The sequence below is a fragment of the Pseudonocardia sp. GCM10023141 genome (genome assembly GCF_042653605.1).
Map to the genome: position 1 here is coordinate 1 of NZ_JBHSIR010000024.1, position 18,560 is coordinate 18,560.

Genomic DNA, 18,560 nt, shown 5'->3' on the forward strand with positions numbered 1-18,560 from the left:
GGCAGCGTGAAGATCACGCTGAGCCGATCTTGGTCCACCCGCGGCTTACACGGATGCCGTGACACGCCCATGGCCCTGTTGATCACATTAACTTCGTTCTCGACGAAGCCCTATCTGTCGCATCGGTTGCGGAGCACCGGCCATGATCGCCAGCTGCGGTACCGGAGGTGCACCCATGCAGCTCAGGTACCGCGATCGCTGATCAAGCTCATCTGGCCGTGCAACGTGACCCCAACTCGCGGGTCCTTCCGTCGCAACTCGCGGGGCCATTCACCGCAACTCGCGGCAAGCCGTGCGTCTGCTGCCCCGTGCCCTGCCGAGGCCGAGAGCCCAGGTGCGCGCTGCGCGCACACCGGGGCCCGGAGTGTCCTCCCGTCGGCCTGCCCGATTCCGACCACGTGGCCGCCCCACGGGCAGCCACTCCGGCACCCCTAGATCCACGACCAAGCCTGACCGTGGGGCGGCCGCGTGGTAGCCCGTCGGGTAGGTCGACGGGAGGACACGACCCCCACCTCCTGGAGACCTGCCCCGCCGGCGAGGCGGCCCTAAAGCCGGGGCACGCAACGGAACGCGACCCTTCGGCCGTCCCGACTCGCGGGCCGATCCATCCCGACTCGCGGGTCCTTCCGTCGCAACTCGCGGTGCGTTCGAGCGCAACTCGCGGCAAGCCGTTCGCCTGCTGCCCCGTGCCCTGCCCGGCCGAGAGCCCGGGCGCGCGCTGCGCGCACACCGGGACACGACCTCCAACCTCTCGGAGACCTGCCCCGCCGGCGAGGCGGCCCTAAAAGCCGGGGCACGCAACCGAACGCGACCCTTCGGCCACCCCGACTCGCGGGCCGATCCATCCCGACTCGCGGTGCGTTGGAGCGCAACTCGCGGCAAGCCGTGCGCCTGCCGCCCCGTGCCCTGCCGAGGCCGAGAGCCCGTGCGCGCGCTGCGCGCACACCGGGCGCCCCCCACCTGCCCCGCCGGCGAGGCGGCCCTAAAGCCGGGGCACACAACCCAACTCGACCCGACCCGCCCCTACCTCCCGTGCAACTCCACATCCACCACATGCACCGCAACCCCGCTGACCGGGAGCGGCACCGCCGCCACCACCGCCTCCTGCACCGCCACCGCAACGGCGGCGGTGTGGAACCCCGCCCGCACCACCACCCGCACGTCGATCGCGACGCCGCTGGCGGCCCCGCCGGTGCCGTCGTGCTCCAGTTCGGCCTGCACCCCGGCGATGTCGGGCAGGTCCAGCCCGGTGGCGCGTTGCCAGCCCTCCCGGACGAACTGCATCAGCAGCCCGACCACCCCCGGCTGCAACCGTGCCACGCCCGGCACCGCGCGGGCCGCCGCGGCCGCGGCCTCCGCACAACGCACCTCGACGACGACGTCCAGCGATCCGAACAGCGACGTCGCCGGTTCCGGCGGCATCACCGGGCATCACTGGCCGGGTCGGTCCAGACGTCGGCGACCTCGATGTCGAGCGCCGCGATCCGCAGGCCGACCTGCTCGCCGATCGCCGCGCGCACCCGCGTGCGGGCCTCGTCGAGCAGCTCGACCCGGCCGTCGGCGCCGGATGCGGAGTAGCGCAGCGACACCGACATCGTCACCAGCACGGTGTAGGGCCGGTCGGGGTCGAGCTCCACGCGGCAGCGCTGGGCGCGCACCCCGTCGACCCCGTCGACGGCGTAGCGCAGCACCGCGGCCAACGCGGAGGTCGAGATGTCGATCCCTCCCAGTGCCGGTGGCAGCCCGGACGGCGTCGGGAGCGGGATCGACGACGACCGTCCCAGGTCGGCGCGGACCGCGTCCATGATCCGCTCCATCATCCCGGCGGGGGGTTCGATCGGGTCGTCGACGAGCAGCCGGGTGGCCTCCATGAGCTGCGTCAGGCTCGCCCGCACGGTGGTGCAGTGCGGGCAACCTACGCCGTGCTCGCTGGTCGTCTGCTCCTCCAGCTCCGTCCACACAGCCTCGACGGTGCGCCCGCACGGCAGGCCGTGCTCCCGTGCCGGGTCGTCGAGACCGCTCGGGTTCGGGGCGTCGTCCGCGTTCATCGCCATGGCGCCATCACCTCCGCCAGCTCGATCCGTGCCCGCGCGATCCGTCCTCGAACCGCTGTCGGGCTCGCTCCCACCAGCGCGGCGATCTCGTCGTAGGAACGGCCGTGCACCTCGCGGAGCAACCACGCCGCCCGCTGCGATGGTGGCAGGTACTGCAACGCCCTGCTCAGCGCGTCCATCGCCGCGGCGTTCTGCGCCGTCCGCTGGGGATCGGTGCCCGGCGCGGTGGCGGCGGGCGCGTTCCGCTCGTCGATCTCGCTGGTCGGCCGCTTCGACCGCAGCGCGGTGAGGCAGCGGTTCGTGGCGATCCGGTAGAGCCAGCCGCCGAACGCCCCGTCCTGCTCGATGTCGGGCAGCCGCCGCCATGCCGTGATGAAGGCGTCCTGCGCGACGTCCTGCGCTTCCGCCCGACCCGGACCCAGCATGCGGACGCACAGCGCGTAGATGCGTCGTTCGTAGCGTCGCACCAGCACCTCGAACGCCCCCGCGTCCCGGTCCCGCGCCCGTGCCACCAGGGTGGCCTCGTCCAGCTCGCCGGGATCGACCGGCGCCGGACCGAGGGCCGCAGGCCCTGCCGCACTCACCGAGACCCTCCCTCCGGCGGCCGTCGGGTGTCGACCGTTGCCAGTGAGACGTCGTGAGGCGCCGCGATGTCACGGCGAACCTGATGTGACGAGGGTCACGAGGGGTTGCGGCGCACCCAGTCGGCGAGGTCGGCGGCCAGCTCGTCCGGATCCCGGCGGGCGTGGTGGCGCCACCAGCCGCCAGCCACCGGATCCGGGTCGGCCGCAGCGCGCAGCCGCTCCTCGGCCGCCGCGAAGCGCTCCCGCGCCCGCTCCGGCGCCATGCCCAGTGCGGCGCCGATGTCGTCCCAGCCGGCACCCTCGACGCGCGCGGCCGCCGCAGCGGCCTCGGCGTAGCGCAGTGCGGCTCGCAGCACCTGGGCGGCGTCGTCGAGCAGCGATCCTCCGGTCGTGACCGCGCTCCGGGCGAGGTCGCTGAGCTCGCACGCCTCGTACGCCGCGAGCAGCCGGGCCACTCGACGGTCGGGTGCGCTAGCCATGGATCGCGTACAGCACGGTCATGGTCACCGCCGTGCCGAGGACGGCGCCGCGCAGCACGCGGCCCGGCAGCCGCCGCGCCAGGTGCGCCCCGGCATGACCGCCGGCCAGCGCTCCGACCAGCACCAACGCCGGCGGCCCGGGGTCGGCGAGCACGTCGGAGGCGACGAGGAAGGCCACGGTGGCCGTGAGGTAGACGGCTGCCAGTTGCGCGACGCGCATCGGGTTGCTGACCGCCGTGTCGAGCCCGAGCCCGATGCCCCACAGCGCGAGCATGAGGATGCCTACGGCCCCGCCGAAGTATCCGCCGTAGACGGCGAGGACGAACTGCCCGGCCAGCACCGCCCCGACGCCCAGGCCGACGGGCCGGCCCCGCCACGCCACGAGCCGGCCGGAGACCCGCCGTCCGAACGCGAGTACCACCGTCGCGAACCCCAGCAGCCACGGCACCGCGGCGTCGAACGAGGACGACGGCAGCACCAGCAGCAGCGCGACACCCAACCCCCCGCCGAGCACGCTCATCACGGTCAGCGCCACGGTTGATGTCGTCCCGACCGGCACGATCGCGCGCCGGTAGACCCAGGCGCTGAGGAGCGCGGCGGGCACCAGCGCCACCGTGGTCGCCGCGTTGGCCGTGACGGGCGACAGCCCGACGGCCACGAGTGCAGGCAGCGCCACGAATGTGCCACCCCCGCCGACGGCGTTGAGCGCGCCGGCGGCGAGCCCGGCGAGCAGGAGCACGGCGACGTCGATCATCCGTCGAGCATCGAGCCGTTGCGCGAGCTGCACAATGCGCGATCGACGCAGCCAGCCTCAGGCCGAGCCATAGGCTGTGGCGTATGCGCTACGACCTGGACGATCTGAGGTTGTTCGTGCACGTCGTCACGGAGGGGTCGATCACGGCGGGAGCGCGCCGGATGCACCTGAGCCTGCCCTCGGCCAGCGCCCGGGTCCGCTCGCTCGAGCACCACGCCGGGGTCGAGCTGCTGGTGCGGGGCCGCCGGGGCGTGCGACCCACCCCGGCCGGTTCGACGCTGGCACGCCACGCCCGCGACGTGCTCGACCAGACGGTGCGGATGGAGAGCGCGGTGGCCGGCTACGTCCGACCATCGGTCGCGCCGCTGGTGCTGCTCGCGGGCGGCTCGGCGATGCACCGGCTGGTGCCGCAGGCGCTCGCCGCGTTCCTGCGGGAACGCCCCGAGGTCGACGTCACCGTCGCCGAGCGCCGCACGCCACAGACGCTGCACCTGCTCGCCGACGGCGGGGCCGATCTCGGCATCGTCCTCGACGGCGAGTCCCGGGACTCCGGCCTGCGCACCGAACGACTGGGTGACGACTCGATCGTCGTGATCGGGCAGGCCGGCGGGGTGCTCGCCGAGCGCGCGACGATGACCTACCGCGAGGTGGCCGAGCACCCGCTCGTCGGGCTCGACGCGCAGTCGTCGCTGCAGCAGTGGATCGAGAAGCACCTCGGCGCGCACGCGCCGGCGGCGCGCTACCGCACGCTCGTCGGCGACCTCACCACGCTGATCGCGCTGGTCGCCGCCGGTGTCGGGCTCGCCGTCGTCCCGCGCAGGGCGATCCCGCCCGAGCTCGCGCTCGACGTCCGCGAGCTGCAGGACCCGTGGGCCCGCCGCCACCACCTGCTGTGCTGGGGCACCCGCTCGCCGAGCTCACCCGCCGCGCTCGCGGCACTGGCCGAGCACCTGCGGGCCGCATCCCGCTGAAGCGTCCCGGTGCGGCGGCGCGGCGTAGCGTCGCGGCGGTGGACGATCTCCTTGCCCGCGCGGCCGGGGTCGCCGCCGCCTACCGCGCCGGCCTCGCCGCGCAGCCGGTCCGCGCGGCGCTGACCGACGATGCGGTGCGCGCGGCGTTCGACGGCCCGCTGCCCCGTACGCCGACGCCCGCCGCCGAGGTCGTCGAGGAGCTGATCGCGGCCGCAGCGGGCGGGCTGGTCGCGACGGCGGGCCCGCGGTACTTCGGGTTCGTCGTCGGTGGCGCGCTCGCCTCGTCGACGGCGGCGGAGGTGCTCGCCGCGGGCTGGGACCAGAACGCCATGAACGCGGTGCTCTCCCCGGCGGGCGCGGCGGCGGAGGCCGTGGCGGGGCGGTGGATCACCGAGCTGCTCGGGCTGCCGGCCGGTGCCACCGTCGGGTTCGTGACGGGCGGCCAGGCCGCCAACACCGTCGGGCTCGCCGCGGCCCGCCACGACGTGCTCGCCCGGGCCGGCTGGGACGTCGAGCGCGACGGGCTGGCCGGGGCGCCGCGCGTGCGGGTCGTGGCGGGCGCCGAGCGCCACGCGACGATCGACCGGGCGCTGCGGCTGCTGGGCCTCGGGACGGCCGCGGTGGAGGAGGTCGCGCCCGATGCCAACGGCGCGATCGACGTCGCCGACCTGCGCCGCGTGCTGGCCGCGGGCCCACCCGGTCCGCTGATCGTGGCGCTGCAGTCGGGCAACGTGAACACCGGCGCGTGCGACGACCTGCGCGCCGCCATCCCGCTCGCCCGCGAGCACGGTGCCTGGGTGCACGTCGACGGCGCGTTCGGGCTGTGGGCGGGCGCGAGCCCCGCGCACGCCCATCTCGTGGACGGGGTGGAGCTCGCCGACTCCTGGGGGTGTGACGGGCACAAGTGGCTCAACCTGCCCTACGACTGCGGCTTCGCGATCTGCGCGCACCCGCAGACGCACGTCGCCGCGCTGTCCTACACCGCGGCCTACCTGGTCGGGTCGGGCAGCGCCCAGCCCGCCCCCGGCGACCTCACGGCGGAGTCCTCGCGGCGCGCCCGCGGGTTCGCGGCATGGGCGGCGGTGCGGGAACTGGGCGCGGACGGCGTCGCCGACCTGGTGGCGCGCTGCTGCACGCTCGCCGGGCGGTTCGCGGCCGGACTGGCTGCGGGCGGCGCCGAGATCGGCAACGACGTCGTGCTCAACCAGGTGCTCGCCCGCTTCGGTGACGACGCGCGCACCGACGCCGTGATCGACGCGGTGCAGCGCGACGGCACCTGCTGGTTCGGTGGCACGACCTGGCGCGGGCGGCGCTGGATCCGCGTCTCGGTCTCGAACGCGACGACGACCGAGCGAGACATCGACCGCTCGGTCGCCGCCGTGCTGCGGGCCGCTACCGCGGCGTAGTCGCCGGGGCGGGCACCCGCTCGGACGCCGAGACCGGTGACGGTGCCCCGGCGGGCGGACAGGTCACCGATCACGGTGCCCAGGAACTCCGCGGGCACCACCACCTCGACGGCCATCACCGGCTCCCGCAGCACCGGGGCCGCCAGCACCAGCGCCTCCCGGATCGCCCGGGCCCCGGCGATGCGGAACGCCGCCTCCGACGAGTCCATCGGGTGCGTCAGGCCGTCGACGAGCGTGACGTGCACCCCGACGACCGGGTACCCGCCCAGCGGGCCCGCGGCGAGCCCGTCGGCGACGCCGAGCCCGGTCGCCGCCGCGAACTCGCGCGGCACCCGGCCGCCCGTGGTCGCGGCCGGTCTGGCGGGAGAACCGGTGCGGTGCCCGGTCACGGGCTGCGTGACCGTCTCGCGGTAGGCCACCGGGGCGCTCCGGACGTGACCCGCACGCCGTGGTCGTCGACCAGCTGCCCGAGCATCACCTCCAGGTGCGGCTCTCCCATCCCGCGGGTTCGACGACGATCGCGAGCACGGGGTCGGGGAACTCCATGCCCTCCGACCGCACCGGCGCGGCCGGATCGGCGAGCGTGTCGCCGGTCCCGCACGTCGCGCAGCCCGATCACCGCACCGATCCCGCCCGGGCCGAGCTCCCCCGGACCGTGCACACCGACGTCCCGGGTGGCGCCGGCATGCACGAGCAGCATGCGGCCGAGGCGTTCGGTGCGACCGGTCCGGCTGATCACCACCCGGTCGCCGGGGCGCAGCGTGCCGGCGTACACGCGCACGTACGTCATCGACTGCCCGCCCGGCAGCGTGGCCTGCTTGAACGCGAGCGCGCAGGCCGGCGCGTCCGGGTCCGATGGGCAGGCCACGGCGTCGCCGTCCGGCCGCGTCCCCACCACCACCCGGGCATCGACGGGGGAGGGCAGGAAAGGCGACGACCGCGTCGAGCAGCGGCTGGATCCCCTTGTTGCGCAGCGCGGACCCAGCAGCACGGGCACCGCCCGCCCGGACAGCGTCAGCCGCCGGATCGCCGACCGGGCCGCAGATCGGTCGATGGCCGCCCCGCTCAGGAACCCCTCACCCAGCTCCTCGTCGAGGTCGACGAGCTGCTCGATCAGCTCCGTCCGGGCCTGCGCGGCAGCGTCGCGCAGGCAGGCGGGCACGTCCTGCTCCGCAACGTCGCCCGGGCCGTCGCCCCAGAGCCCGTCGAGCACCCGCAGCGTCCGCTCGACCTCGGCGGTGAAGTCGACGTGGCCGGGCGTGTCGACGAGCGTGAGCAGGTGACCGGCCCAGGTGCAGGTGGTGGCGGCCGCGGTGATGGTGATGCCGCGTTCGCGTTCCTGGCGGGTCCAGTCCAGCGTCGCGGCGCCGTCGTGGACCTCACCGATGCGGTGGTTCACGCCGGTCAGGAACGGGATGCGCTCCGAGACGGTGGTCTTGCCGGCGTCGACGTGGGCCATCACGCCCACGTTGCGGACGAGATGCAGATCGGTGTGGCGGGTCATGGTCGGTCCTCTCACGGACCGGGCGATCGCTGGCTCGCCGGAACACGGCGCGGCCGCACGCCACCCGGGTGGTCACGGGCGTGGGCGAGGCCTCCGACGGCCCATCCGCGGACGGGAGGGCCGGGAGGCGATCAGCTCAGCCGGAGAGGGCCGAGACACCGGCGAACGGGTGCAGCTGCGCGTTCACGTGCTGCTCCCCCCGGTGTCGACGGCGCCCGGGACGGCGTGTCACCCGGTTTGCGGTGCGTGCTCCGACCGGCTCAGCGCTCCATCGCGGCGATGCGGCCGCTGTCCCACGCCTGCCACTCGGCGGTGGCCAGGCCGAGCCCGACGGCATGGGTCAGGCGCAGCGTGGTGGCGAGCCAGAGCAGGATGTCGTGCAGGCGCAGCGGCCCGGGCCGGGCGTCGTCGAGCAGCCCGGCCACGGCGGCCTCCAGCGCGGCGAAGGCGTCGACGTTGGCGCGCAGCTCGCGCCGGATCACCGCCTCCACGCCGCTGTCGCCCTCCTCGACGTGGGGGAGCAGCGCGCGCCGGGTGGTGCGGGTGAGGTGCGGGAGCACGCTGGGGTGGCGGTGGTGCAGCGCCGCGGACACGTGCGCGTGGTGCTCGCCGCTGCCGCGCCCGATCGTGCGCAGGGCCGCCCCGACCGTGCCGGGCTCGCCGAGCACCGACAGCTCGTCGTCGGGCAGCTCCCAGAAGGCCCGGCCGGCGGCGCGCTCGACGGCGGTGGTGGCCAGCGGGCGGACGTCCAGCAGCGCGTCCCGGACCGTGGCCCACGCGACCCGGTCCAGCCGGCCGTGCAGACCCTCACCGACCAGCACGTCGAGGTCGCCGGGCGGCCCCACCGGACGGGTGTCGAAACGCGTCCAGCCGAACGCGGGCAGCTGCACCCAGCGGCCCTGCGGGGCGTCAGGGGAGCGGAACCGCAGCGGCCGCCGCCCGCGGGCATAGCCCAGCACCGCCGCCACGGCCGTGTCGAGTGGCAGCGGGTCGGGTCCGGCGCTGGGCAGGTGCAGGGCCGGTGCGCTGGGCTGCGTCGACGCGTCGATCACGGGGACATCCTGCCCGAACCCGGACGACATGCATCGCCGGTGTCGGGGTCGCCCGCGTCGGTCCCCGCCGGTATACCTGTCGGGTGCCGACCCTCGCGCCCTTCCACGACCTGCTCGACTCCCTCGCCGTCGCGTTCGTCTCCACGATCGGCAGCCGCGGCGAACCCCAGGTCACGCCCATGTGGTTCCTGCGCGACGGAGACCGCGTGCTGATCAGCCTCGTCGAGGACCGTCAGAAGCTGCGCAACCTGCGCCGCGACCCCCGCATCGCGGTGGTCGTGGTCGACCCGGCCCATCCCACCACCTACGTGGAGCTGCGGGGCCGGATCGGGGAGCTGCGCCGCGACCCGGAGCTGGAGCTGGAGCGGCGCATCGCGGAGAAGTACGCAGGCGAGCACGTCGACATCGAGCCGCCGGGCACGGTGCGCTTCGCCACCGAGATCGTGGTGGAGAAGCTCACGAGTCAGCGCTTCTGAGTGATCAGGCTTTCCGGGGCTGCGTGACACCGGAGGTCTGACAAACCTGACACTATGTCTGTAATTTTTGACATCGCGTCAAGTCTGCTTTACCTTCGAGTCATGTCGCTCGAACAGAAGCGCGCGTGGATCGCGCTCGTGGTGGCGATCGGCGGGTACGTCGCCTACCTCGTCGTCGTACTGGGACGGGCGGGTACCGCGCCGCTCGCCGCGGTGGCGTACGCGGGCCCGCTGGTGTGGACCGTCGGGATCGCCGTCGCCGTCTCCATCATCGGGAACATCGCCGTGGCCATCGGGTCGCGCGCCGCAGGCCGCACCGACCAGCGAGATCGGGAGATCAGCCGGTTCGGCGGGCACATCGGGCACTCCTTCGTCGTGCTCGGGGCCGTCGCGGCGCTGCTCATGGCGCTCGTCGGGGCCGATCACTTCTGGATCGCCAACGCCGTCTACCTGGCGTTCGTCCTCTCTGCGGTGCTCGGGTCGGTGGCCAGGCTAGCGGCCTACCGGTGGGGACTCCCAGCATGGTGATCGCGACGTGGTGAAACCGACGAAGGTCACCAACCGGATCCGGGCGCTGCGGTTCGCCCACGGCGAGATGACGCAGGCCGTGCTCGCCGACCGGCTCGACGTCACCCGGCAGACCGTGATCGCGATCGAGCAGGGCCGCTACTCGCCGTCGCTGGAGGTCGCGTTCCAGATCGCGCGGGTGTTCGGCGTCGGGCTCGACGATGTGTTCCAGTACCCCGAGGGAGAGCAGCCATGAAGGCCATCGTGCGCACTGAGTACGGGCCGCCCGACGTCGTGTCGCTGGTGGACGTGGACGTGCCGGTGCCCGGCGCGGGCGAGGTCCTCGTCCGGGTGCGCGCCGCGTCGGTCGACCGGGGTGCCGTGCACCTCATGACCGGCACGCCCCACCTGATCCGCCTGTTCGGGTTCGGGCTCCGCGCGCCGCGGTTCGCCGGGCTCGGCGGTGACCTGGCCGGGGTGGTGGAGGCGGTCGGCGGCGACGCGCGTGAGGCCGGCTTCGCCGTGGGGGACGAGGTGTTCGGCATCGGCCGGGGCGCCTTCGCCGAGTACGCCGTTGCTCCCGTGGCCAAGCTGGCCCCGAAGCCGGCCGGTCTCGGTTTCGAGGCGGCGGCGGCGATCGCGATCTCCGGGATCACCGCGCTGCGCGGGCTGCGCGACGTCGGTCGGCTGCGGTCCGGGCAGCACGTGCTGGTCATCGGCGCGTCCGGCGGGGTGGGTACGTACGCGGTGCAGCTCGCACGGGCGCTCGGGGCCGACGTCACGGGCGTCTGCGGTCCGGCGAAGGCCGACCTGGTGCGGTCGCTCGGGGCGAGCGAGGTCATCGACCACACCCGCCAGGAGATCACCGACGCCGGCCGCCGCTACGACCTCGTCCTCGACCTCGCCGGCAACCGCCCGCTGTCGCTGCTGCGGCGCGTGCTGACGCCGCGGGGCACCCTCGTGCTCGGCGGCGGGGAGGATGGCGGTGCCGTCCTCGGCGGCATGGGCCGCCAGCTCCGGGCCGCCCTGCTGGCACCGTTCGTCGGGCAGCGGCTGACGTCGCTGTTCCCCGCCGAGAAGGCGGCCGACATGCGCGAGGTGGCCCGCTTCGTCGCCGAGGGGACCGTCACGCCGGTGGTCGACCGGACGTTCACGCTGCCCGAGGTGCCCGACGCGCTGCGCTACGTGCAGGAGGGCCGGTCGCGGGGCAAGGTGGTCGTCACCATCTGAGTGAGCGGGCCGCGGCGATCGCCGGCACGCGGCAGAATGCGCTCATGAGCATGATCCGGCGCTTCGAGGATCTCGGCCGCGGCGACATCGACATCGCCGGCGGCAAGGGTGCGAACCTGGGGGAGCTCACCCGGGCCGGCCTACCGGTGCCCGCCGGCTTCGTGCTCACCACCGACGCGTACCGCGAGTTCGTGGCCGAGAGCGGGATCGGGCCCCGCATCCAGGAGCTCGCCGCGCTGCCCGCGGACGCCGCACCTGCGGACTACGAGGAGCCCTCCGCCCGGATCCGCGCGCTGTTCGACACCGCGGAGATCCCCGAGACGACGATGCGCGAGATACTCGCCGCCCGCGTCCCGCTGGGGGAGACGGCCGTGGCCGTGCGGTCGTCGGCGACCGCGGAGGACCTGGAGGGGGCGAGCTTCGCCGGTCAGCAGGACACCTACCTCAACGTCCGCAGCGCCGACGCGCTGCTGGCGGCGATCCGCGACTGCTGGGCGTCGCTGTGGACGGCGCGGGCCATGGCCTACCGGGCCCGCCAGCGCATCGCCCCGGCCGCGGTGGCGCTGGCCGTGGTGGTGCAGCGGATGGTCGACGCCGACGCCGCCGGCGTCCTGTTCACCGCCAACCCGATCAACGGGCACCGCGGTGAGGCCGTCGTCTCCGCCGCGTGGGGGCTGGGGGAGTCGGTGGTGAGCGGGTCGGTGACCACCGACGACCTGGTCGTCGACAAGCAGGCAGGCGCCGTGCTGTCCCGCGCCACCGCGGACAAGGCCGTGATGACCGTCTACGCCGTCACGGGCACCGAGGAGCGGCCGGTTCCGGTGGCGCAGCGCAGCCGGCCCGTCCTCGACGACGCCGCCGCGGTGGAGCTGGCCGCGCTGGGCAGCCGCATCGAGGGGCGGTTCGGGGCGCCGCAGGACATCGAGTGGGCCCGTGCGGGCGGCACGTTCTGGATCGTGCAGTCGCGGCCGATCACCGCGCTCCCCGCACCGGAGGTGGACCCGCCCACCGACTGGGTCGTGCCGCGTCCGCGGGACTACTACTTCCGCGCGAGCATCGTCGAGCAGCTGCCCGACCCGCTCTCGCCGCTGTTCGAGGACCTCGGCGCGCCGTCGGTGGTGCGCGGGTTGCAGGCGATGATGAACGACCTGCTCGGCAGCGCCGCCATCCACGACGACGACATCGGGATGCCGACGGTCAACGGCTACGCGTACTACCGCTACACGCGGTCGGGGATGCTGCGAATGGTCACGCCCCGACCGTCCCTGCTGAAGGCTGCCGTCGGCGCCCGCCGGAAGATCGGGAAGGCCTACTGGCGCGACAGCGCGCGTCCCCGCTACGTCGCCGCGGTCGCGGCCTGGGAGCAGCGCCCGCTGGCGGCGGTGCCGGACGCCGAGCTGCTGGCCGGGGTCGTCGAGCTGCTGGATGCCGGCACGGTCTACTACACGGCCGTGCAGACGATCATCCCGATCGCGGCGTCGAGCGAGGTGCTGCTCACGCAGTTCTACGACCGGTTCGTGCGCCGGGAGGGCGATCCGCCCGCGCCGACCATGCTGCTGGGCTTCGACAGCGCGCCCATACTGGCCGAGAAGTCGCTCTACGACATCGCCACGTGGGCGCGGGACCACGAGGACCTCGCCGCGCTGTTGCGCACGGCGCCCTCGGCCGAGGTGGCCGGGCTGCTCGCAGCCGACGGCCCGCCCGCCGGCGTCGACGAGGGCACCTGGAAGGACTGGCGGGCCCGGTTCCAGGCGCATCTGGGCCGGTTCGGGCACACCGTCTACAACCTCGACTTCGTGAACCCCGTGCCGGCCGACGACCCGGCGCCGCTGCTCGACACGGTGCGCTTCTACCTCTGCGGTGGCGGCGCCGATCCCCATGAACGGCAGCGGGTCTCCGGTGAGCGTCGCGATGCCGTGGCGGCGGCCGCGCTCGGCAGGCTGGACCCGGCGCGGCGCGCCGTGCTCGCGCGGCTGCTGCGCTGGGCGCAGGGCATCGCGCCGATCCGGGAGGACGCGCTCGCCGACATCGGGCTGGCCTGGCCGCAGCTGCGCCGGATGCTGCACGAGCTGGGCTCGCGGCTGGCGGCAAGCGGCGTGATCACCACCGCCGACGACGTCTACTGGCTGCGCGCCGCGGAGGTGCTGGGATCGCGCGACGCCCGGCTCGCCGTCGCGGTGGACGAGCGCAAGGCGCTGTGGCGCGGACGGCGCCGCGTGACGCCCCCGCTGCTGTTGCCGCAGGGCACGGTGATGGAGCGGTTCGAGTCGGTCATGCCCGGCGTGGCGGGCGAGCAGGCCGGCAACGTGCTGCGCGGCATGGGCGCCAGCTCCGGCAGCGTCACCGCCACCGCGCGGGTGCTCGAGGGCGCGGGCGACTTCGGCCGCCTGCAGCCCGGCGACGTGCTGGTCGCCAGCATCACGACGCCCGCATGGACGTCGCTGTTCGCGATGGCGGGGGGTGTCGTCACCGACATCGGCGGCCCGCTGAGCCACAGCTCCATCGTGGCCAGGGAGTACGGCATCCCGGCGGTGCTGGGCACCGGCACGGCCACGCGCCGCATCACCGACGGCGCGCGCGTGCACGTCGACGGCGACGCCGGCACCGTCACGCTGCTCGAGGGTGACGAGGAGGCCCCCGCCGCGGCGCCGCTCGCCGCCGCTTCCCGCGCCCCCGCAGCGCGCCGCGGCCGTGCACTCGCGGTCGCCGCGGTGCTGGCCGCGGTGGTGCTGGTGCTGCGCCGCCGCCGGGCCCGGTGACCGGTCAGACCGCCGCGCGCGCCCAGCTGCGCAGCGAGCCGTCGGCGTTGAGGCCCTCGCGCTCCTGGGCCGCGTGCCGGATGAGGACGCTGACCTGCGACGTGACCTCGCCGAGCTGGGCGAGCTCGGCGTAGGAGGGGGAGTCCAGCCAGGCCTTGAGGTCGGCCTCGGTGTCCCAGTGCGTGATGAGCAGGTAGCGCACCGGCGCGACCTGCGGGAACTCCTCCACCGGGCCGACGAACTGGAACGGCTGCTCCTCGAACTCCCCGATGGCTGTCTCGAACGCGGGGGCGTTGAACGTGGGCAGCGTCGCGGTCAGGCCCGCGACGGTGGCCGCGTGCACCTCGTCGCTCAACGCGGCATCGGGAACGATGGCGGTCTCGCAGAACAGCGGCCCGTCGAGGGCCTCGCCGTCGGCCGGGCGGCGCCACTTGCGGATGTAGAAGGCGTCGAACCAGGTGCTGTGCGCCTTGTTCATCACCGGCTTGTGCTTGGGGCTGTGGTACCAGTCGTTCATCGCATCGGGGGTGCTGAACTTCCCGCAGAAGTACATCCACCGCGAGTTGGCGATGGGCCCGCCGATCACGGCCTCGAAGCCGGGTTGGGCGGCGACGACGGCGCCGATCTTCTCCTGCGCGGCCCAGAACTGGTCCTCGGTGCCGGCGGCGAGCGTCATGCACGCCTCCATCGTGGTGAACGTCTGCGGTATGGCGGTCGATTCGGTCATGGCTGTCCCTTCACGTGGTGGGTCGTGCGGGAAGCGCCACCCCGGCCGTTCAGCGGGTCGCGTCGGAGGAGAGTATTGCGTATCTGTCATCGCCGTCTATGAAGCACCAGTATTTCGGCGAGGTAACCGTGCGCGGCGGCCAGCTATAGTCCCGTGGTGACCGTCGTCGAGGATCCGTTCGGCACCGCGCAGGCGCCCAGCGCCGTGCAGCCGCGGCAGCTGATCGTCACGCTGTACGGGCTGTACGCGCGCCAGCACGGTGGCTGGCTGTCGGTGGCGTCGGTCGTGCGGCTGATGGCCGATCTGGGCGTGGACGAGCAGGCGGTGCGCTCGTCGATCTACCGGCTCAAGCGCCGCGACCTGCTGGTGGCCGAGAAGGTGGGGGGCGCCGCGGGCTACCGGCTCTCCGACGTCGCCCAGGAGATACTCGCCGACGGCGACGCCCGGATCTTCGGCAGGCGCCGTGCCACGGTGGCCGACGGCTGGCTGCTGGTGGTGTTCTCGGTGCCGGAGTCGGAGCGCGAGAAGCGCCACCAACTGCGCTCCGAGCTCACCCACCTGGGGTTCGGCACCGTGGCGCCCGGCGTCTGGGTCGCGCCCGGGCACGTCGAGACCGAGGCCAACGAGCTGATCCGCAGGCTGCGGCTCACCGAGTACGTGGAGCTGTTCAGGGCGCAGCACGTGGCGTTCGGTGATCCGCAGGTCAACGTGCGCACCTGGTGGGACCTCGACGCGCTGCGTGCGCTCTACGCGGCGTTCCTCGACGTCCATCGGCCGGTGCAGCAGCGCTGGTCGGCTGGCGAGGGTGGCGAGCCGGCGGCGACGTTCGCCGCGTACGTCGAGATGCTCACCGCATGGCGCCGACTGCCCTACGCCGATCCCGGCCTGCCGCTGGAGCTGCTGCCGGCCGACTGGAACGGCCTCGCCGCCGAGGAGCTGTTCACCGCGCTGCGGGAGCGTTTCGCGGGCCCGGCCGACGACCACGCCCGCGCGGTACTGGCGGCCGCCCGGCGCTGACGCGCGCCCCGGTGACGGGGGACGCGCCAGCGCTATGTGACGTCGCCGTGGACGGGGCGGGGTCAGCGGCGCCGCAGCCGCTTGTCCGCGATCGCCGGTGCCGCCGCGTTGTAGTTGTCGGCGGGGTTGATCTCCGTGCCGGGCGGCACGATCTCGTCGATCCGGTCGAGGACGTCCCCGCTCAGCTCGACGTCGGCGGCACCCACCAGCCCGGCCAGCTGCTCGGGCGTGCGCGGTCCGATGAGGACGGACGTGAGCGCGGGGTGGGCCAGCACGAAGGCGAGCGCAAGGTGCGCGAGCGGCAGGCCGGCCTCCTCGGCGAGCTTGCCGAGCTGCTGCACCACGTCGAGCCGGGCCTGGTTGGCGGGCACGGACATGTCGAACCCCTGCGGGGCCGTTGCGGCGCGGTGGCCCGTGGTCGGGTCGGCCCGCCCGGACAGCCAGCCGCTGCTGAGCGGCCCGTACGACAGCACGCCCATGCCGTGGCGCTGCGCGGTGGGCAGCACCGCGTTCTCGATCGTCCGCGACAGGATCGAGTACCGGGGCTGCTCGGTGCGGAAGCGGTGGTGCCCGCCCCGCTGCGCCGCCCACTGGGCCTCGACGATCAGCTCGGCCGGGAACGTCGAGGAGCCGATCGCGCGGACCTTGCCGGAGCGGACGAGGTCCGAGAGCGCGGCGAGGGTCTCGTCGATGTCGGTGTCGTGGTCGGGACGGTGCATCTGGTAGAGGTCGATGTGATCGGTGCCCAGGCGCCGCAGGCTGTCCTCCACCGCGCGCTTGATCCAACGCGCCGAGCCGCCCTGCTGGTTGGGGTCGGTGCCCATCGGCAGGGCGAACTTCGTGGCGAGCACGACGTCGTCGCGGCGGCCCAGCAGTGCCCGGCCGACGATCGTCTCCGACTCGCCGCGCGAGTAGACGTCCGCGGTGTCCACGAGGTTGATCCCGGCATCCAGGGCCGTGCGGATCATGTGGACCGACTCGTCGTGATCGGCGTTGCCCATGGCGCCGAACATCATGGTGCCCAGCGCCAGCTCGCTGACCGTGATGCCCGTGCCGCCGAGTGTCCTGTACTTCATCGTCGCGTTCCTCGCTCGTGCTTGCCGCTGATGCCTCCACCCAACCACCGCGGGGCACCCATCGGTGGCACCGAGACGGGCCTGCCTCGACCGGGGGTCCAGCAGACCCCCGCACGGCGCCCGCACACGTTCTAGCCTGGGCCTCATGAGCGCGGCCGGTGGCAACAGCGAGCTGCGGGACTTCCTGCGCTCGCGCCGGGCGAAGATCACGCCCGCCGACGCGGGCCTGCCGGCCTCGTCCGGGCGCCGCGTGCCGGGCCTGCGCCGCGAGGAGGTCGCGCTGCTCGCCGGGGTCAGCGTCGACTACTACGTCCGGCTCGAGCGCGGCCGCAGCGTCAACGTGTCGGAGTCCGTGCTCGACGCGATCGCCAGGGCCCTGCAGCTCAACGATACCGAGCGCACCCACCTGTTCCGGGTGGCCCGGCCCCGCCGCGGATCGCGACGGCCGTTGACGGCACAGCGGATCCAGCCGGGACTGGCCCAGGTCGTGGCGTCGCTGCACGACCTGCCGGCCGTCGTGCTCGGCCGCCGGCTGGACGTGCTGGCGTCCAACGCGATGGCGCGGGCCCTGTTCACCGACTTCGACGAGGTGCCGCTCCGCGAGCGCAACGTCGCCCGGTTCGTCTTCCTCGACGAGTCCGCCCGCGATCTCTACGTCGACTGGCCGGGTGCGGGCCGTGGCGCCGTCGCGATGCTGCACCTCTATGCTGGGCGCCATCCGGACGACCCCCAGCTCGCCGAGCTGATCGGCGAGCTGTCGCTGCGCGACACGGACTTCCGGCGCTGGTGGGCCGAGGGCGAGGTCTACTTCCGCAGCCACGGCGCCAAGCGCTACCACCACCCGGTCGTCGGCGACCTCGTGCTCGGCTACGAGGCGCTCACGCCCACCGACGACCCGGAGCAGACCCTCGGCCTGCACACCGCCGAGCCCGGTTCGCCCTCGGCCGAGCGCCTGCAGCTGCTGGCGAGCTGGAGCAGCCCGTCCGCCGCCGTCACTTGAGGGCGAGCGCGTTGGCCGTGGAACCCACCGCCCCTGCGATGTTGAGCGTCGCGCCGACCAGGAAGGACTCGTGGACGCCGTCGGCGCGCGAGTCGTCGACGAGATCCTGCAGGTGGAACAGCTCGCCGATCACGATGCCCAGCTGCCCGAGCAGGATCCGGTGCAGGAACCCGAACGGCTCGGCGGCCACCGACTCGTCCGGCGGCCACGTCTCGGTGGCAGGCAGGTCGGAGACGATGGCGCTGATCCCGGCGTTCCAGAGGTACTCGGCCATCCGCTCGGTGTGCTCGATGCCGGTGGTCGTGAGGCGGTCGCGCGGGGCCATGGCGGCCTTCGCAGCGGCGGGCTGGTCGCGGTACCAGCGCAGGAAGCCGCTGTTGAGCACGAGCACGTCGCCGCGGCGGTAGGTGAGCCCGGCCGCCTCCCGGCACGCCTCGAGGTCGTCGGGGGTGATCGGGAAGCTCGCGCCGGGGTGGTAGTCCGGGTGCAGCGTGGGCAGCACGGCCTCGGCGTCGAGGAGCACCCCGCGCCCGGCGATCCCGCGCTCGGCGAGCTGCCGCACCGATCGGGAGCCGCCCGCCAGGTCGTCCAGGGTGGCGCCGCCGAAGAACTCCCCTGGCCGGTACCCGACGTGGCCCAGCGCGTCCCACTGGCTCGATACCTGCGGGAAGAAGTTGTCGATGACGTCGTCGAGGCTGCGCGCGCCCGGCCGCACGATCCGCGTGTGGCGGGGCGGGCTGCGGGTGAACATGCCGGGGTCGATCACGTCCAGCGGCGCCTGCAGCGCGAACATCGCACCCTTGCGCACCAGCCGGGCGGCGGCGGCGATGCGCTCGGGGGTCTGGAGGGTGAGCGCGCCGACGTCCGGATCGGCGAACACGGCCCACGCGGAGCGGCCGCCGGCGGGAGCGGGTGGGAGGTCGGTGTAGGCGGGGTGCGGATCGGTCATGTCTCCGCACCCTGC

At 74.1% G+C, this 18,560-nt stretch carries 19 protein-coding genes and 1 pseudogene; 9 read left to right on the forward strand and 11 right to left on the reverse strand.

Going from position 1 to position 18,560, the window contains the following annotated elements; translation table 11 throughout:
- Positions 1-1,023: 1,023 nt before the first annotated feature.
- The 5 genes from ACFPFQ_RS12735 to ACFPFQ_RS12755 all read right to left on the reverse strand — a co-directional run bounded on the left by ACFPFQ_RS12735 (position 1,024) and on the right by ACFPFQ_RS12755 (position 3,871).
- A complete protein-coding gene (locus tag ACFPFQ_RS12735) occupies positions 1,024-1,422 on the reverse strand; it encodes a hypothetical protein (RefSeq protein WP_379618173.1) in 399 nt (132 codons plus the stop codon).
- Positions 1,422-2,054 (reverse strand): Asp23/Gls24 family envelope stress response protein, encoded by a 633-nt coding sequence (locus tag ACFPFQ_RS12740; RefSeq protein ID WP_379618175.1) that lies wholly within the window; start codon positions 2,052-2,054, stop codon positions 1,422-1,424. Before ACFPFQ_RS12740 ends, ACFPFQ_RS12735 begins: the two co-directional genes overlap by 1 nt.
- Positions 2,045-2,638, reverse strand: a complete 594-nt coding sequence (locus ACFPFQ_RS12745; RefSeq protein ID WP_379618177.1) for an RNA polymerase sigma factor — start codon at positions 2,636-2,638, stop codon at positions 2,045-2,047. Before ACFPFQ_RS12745 ends, ACFPFQ_RS12740 begins: the two co-directional genes overlap by 10 nt.
- Positions 2,639-2,733: 95 nt before the next feature.
- Positions 2,734-3,117, reverse strand: coding sequence for a hypothetical protein (locus tag ACFPFQ_RS12750; RefSeq protein WP_379618179.1), 384 nt, complete (start codon positions 3,115-3,117; stop codon positions 2,734-2,736).
- Positions 3,110-3,871, reverse strand: a complete 762-nt coding sequence (locus tag ACFPFQ_RS12755; protein ID WP_379618181.1) for a TSUP family transporter — start codon at positions 3,869-3,871, stop codon at positions 3,110-3,112. Before ACFPFQ_RS12755 ends, ACFPFQ_RS12750 begins: the two co-directional genes overlap by 8 nt.
- An 83-nt stretch (positions 3,872-3,954) precedes the next feature.
- Between ACFPFQ_RS12755 and ACFPFQ_RS12760 the strand changes: the two genes are divergently transcribed.
- Together ACFPFQ_RS12760 and ACFPFQ_RS12765 are read left to right on the forward strand one after the other, a co-directional pair.
- Positions 3,955-4,842, forward strand: a complete 888-nt coding sequence (locus ACFPFQ_RS12760; protein ID WP_379618183.1) for a LysR family transcriptional regulator — start codon at positions 3,955-3,957, stop codon at positions 4,840-4,842.
- Between the two features lie 38 nt (positions 4,843-4,880).
- A complete protein-coding gene (locus ACFPFQ_RS12765) occupies positions 4,881-6,248 on the forward strand; it encodes a pyridoxal phosphate-dependent decarboxylase family protein (protein ID WP_379618185.1) in 1,368 nt (455 codons plus the stop codon).
- A 74-nt stretch (positions 6,249-6,322) separates the two neighbouring features.
- Here ACFPFQ_RS12765 and fusA read toward each other — a convergent pair.
- From fusA to ACFPFQ_RS12780, 3 genes and pseudogenes are all read right to left on the reverse strand, one after another.
- Positions 6,323-6,667: pseudogene (fusA, locus tag ACFPFQ_RS12770) on the reverse strand (elongation factor G); the annotation flags it as partial.
- Positions 6,634-7,752, reverse strand: a complete 1,119-nt coding sequence (locus ACFPFQ_RS12775; RefSeq protein WP_379618187.1) for a GTP-binding protein — start codon at positions 7,750-7,752, stop codon at positions 6,634-6,636. The gene ACFPFQ_RS12775 and the pseudogene fusA, both read right to left, overlap by 34 nt.
- Before the next feature lie 260 nt (positions 7,753-8,012).
- Positions 8,013-8,804: a hypothetical protein gene (locus tag ACFPFQ_RS12780; protein ID WP_379618189.1), complete on the reverse strand. Its 792-nt coding sequence runs from the start codon at positions 8,802-8,804 to the stop codon at positions 8,013-8,015.
- 83 nt (positions 8,805-8,887) lie between these two features.
- On the opposite strand from ACFPFQ_RS12780, the gene ACFPFQ_RS12785 reads away from it, so the two are divergent.
- The 5 genes from ACFPFQ_RS12785 (at position 8,888) to ACFPFQ_RS12805 (ending at position 13,776) form a co-directional block, all read left to right on the forward strand.
- Positions 8,888-9,280 carry a PPOX class F420-dependent oxidoreductase gene (locus ACFPFQ_RS12785; protein WP_379618191.1) on the forward strand — a complete coding sequence of 131 codons (393 nt, stop codon included), beginning with the start codon at positions 8,888-8,890 and terminating at the stop codon, positions 9,278-9,280.
- Between the two features lie 102 nt (positions 9,281-9,382).
- Positions 9,383-9,808, forward strand: coding sequence for a hypothetical protein (locus ACFPFQ_RS12790; protein ID WP_379618193.1), 426 nt, complete (start codon positions 9,383-9,385; stop codon positions 9,806-9,808).
- A gap of 7 nt (positions 9,809-9,815) precedes the next feature.
- Complete coding sequence (locus ACFPFQ_RS12795; RefSeq protein WP_379618195.1) at positions 9,816-10,043, forward strand: helix-turn-helix transcriptional regulator; 228 nt, start codon at positions 9,816-9,818, stop codon at positions 10,041-10,043.
- Positions 10,040-11,017 (forward strand): NAD(P)-dependent alcohol dehydrogenase, encoded by a 978-nt coding sequence (locus ACFPFQ_RS12800; protein ID WP_379618197.1) that lies wholly within the window; start codon positions 10,040-10,042, stop codon positions 11,015-11,017. The genes ACFPFQ_RS12795 and ACFPFQ_RS12800 overlap by 4 nt, the downstream gene beginning before the upstream one ends.
- A 44-nt stretch (positions 11,018-11,061) precedes the next feature.
- Positions 11,062-13,776 carry a PEP/pyruvate-binding domain-containing protein gene (locus ACFPFQ_RS12805; RefSeq protein WP_379618199.1) on the forward strand — a complete coding sequence of 905 codons (2,715 nt, stop codon included), beginning with the start codon at positions 11,062-11,064 and terminating at the stop codon, positions 13,774-13,776.
- A 4-nt stretch (positions 13,777-13,780) separates the two neighbouring features.
- Here ACFPFQ_RS12805 and ACFPFQ_RS12810 read toward each other — a convergent pair whose 3' ends face one another.
- Entirely contained in the window at positions 13,781-14,503 is a 723-nt protein-coding gene (locus ACFPFQ_RS12810) for an antibiotic biosynthesis monooxygenase family protein (RefSeq protein ID WP_379618201.1), read from the reverse strand.
- A 156-nt stretch (positions 14,504-14,659) separates the two neighbouring features.
- Here ACFPFQ_RS12810 and ACFPFQ_RS12815 point away from each other — a divergent pair, with 156 nt between their 5' ends.
- Positions 14,660-15,520, forward strand: coding sequence for a PaaX family transcriptional regulator C-terminal domain-containing protein (locus tag ACFPFQ_RS12815; RefSeq protein WP_379618203.1), 861 nt, complete (start codon positions 14,660-14,662; stop codon positions 15,518-15,520).
- A 62-nt stretch (positions 15,521-15,582) separates the two neighbouring features.
- Here the strand turns inward: ACFPFQ_RS12815 and ACFPFQ_RS12820 are convergent, their stop codons facing one another.
- Positions 15,583-16,596 (reverse strand): aldo/keto reductase, encoded by a 1,014-nt coding sequence (locus ACFPFQ_RS12820; protein WP_379618205.1) that lies wholly within the window; start codon positions 16,594-16,596, stop codon positions 15,583-15,585.
- A gap of 145 nt (positions 16,597-16,741) precedes the next feature.
- On the opposite strand from ACFPFQ_RS12820, the gene ACFPFQ_RS12825 reads away from it, so the two are divergent.
- Entirely contained in the window at positions 16,742-17,596 is an 855-nt protein-coding gene (locus ACFPFQ_RS12825; RefSeq protein WP_379618207.1) for a helix-turn-helix domain-containing protein, read from the forward strand.
- Here the strand turns inward: ACFPFQ_RS12825 and ACFPFQ_RS12830 are convergent.
- A complete protein-coding gene (locus tag ACFPFQ_RS12830) occupies positions 17,589-18,545 on the reverse strand; it encodes a cyclase family protein (RefSeq protein ID WP_379618209.1) in 957 nt (318 codons plus the stop codon). The two genes, ACFPFQ_RS12825 and ACFPFQ_RS12830, sit on opposite strands and share 8 nt — an antisense overlap.
- Positions 18,546-18,560 lie beyond the last annotated feature (15 nt).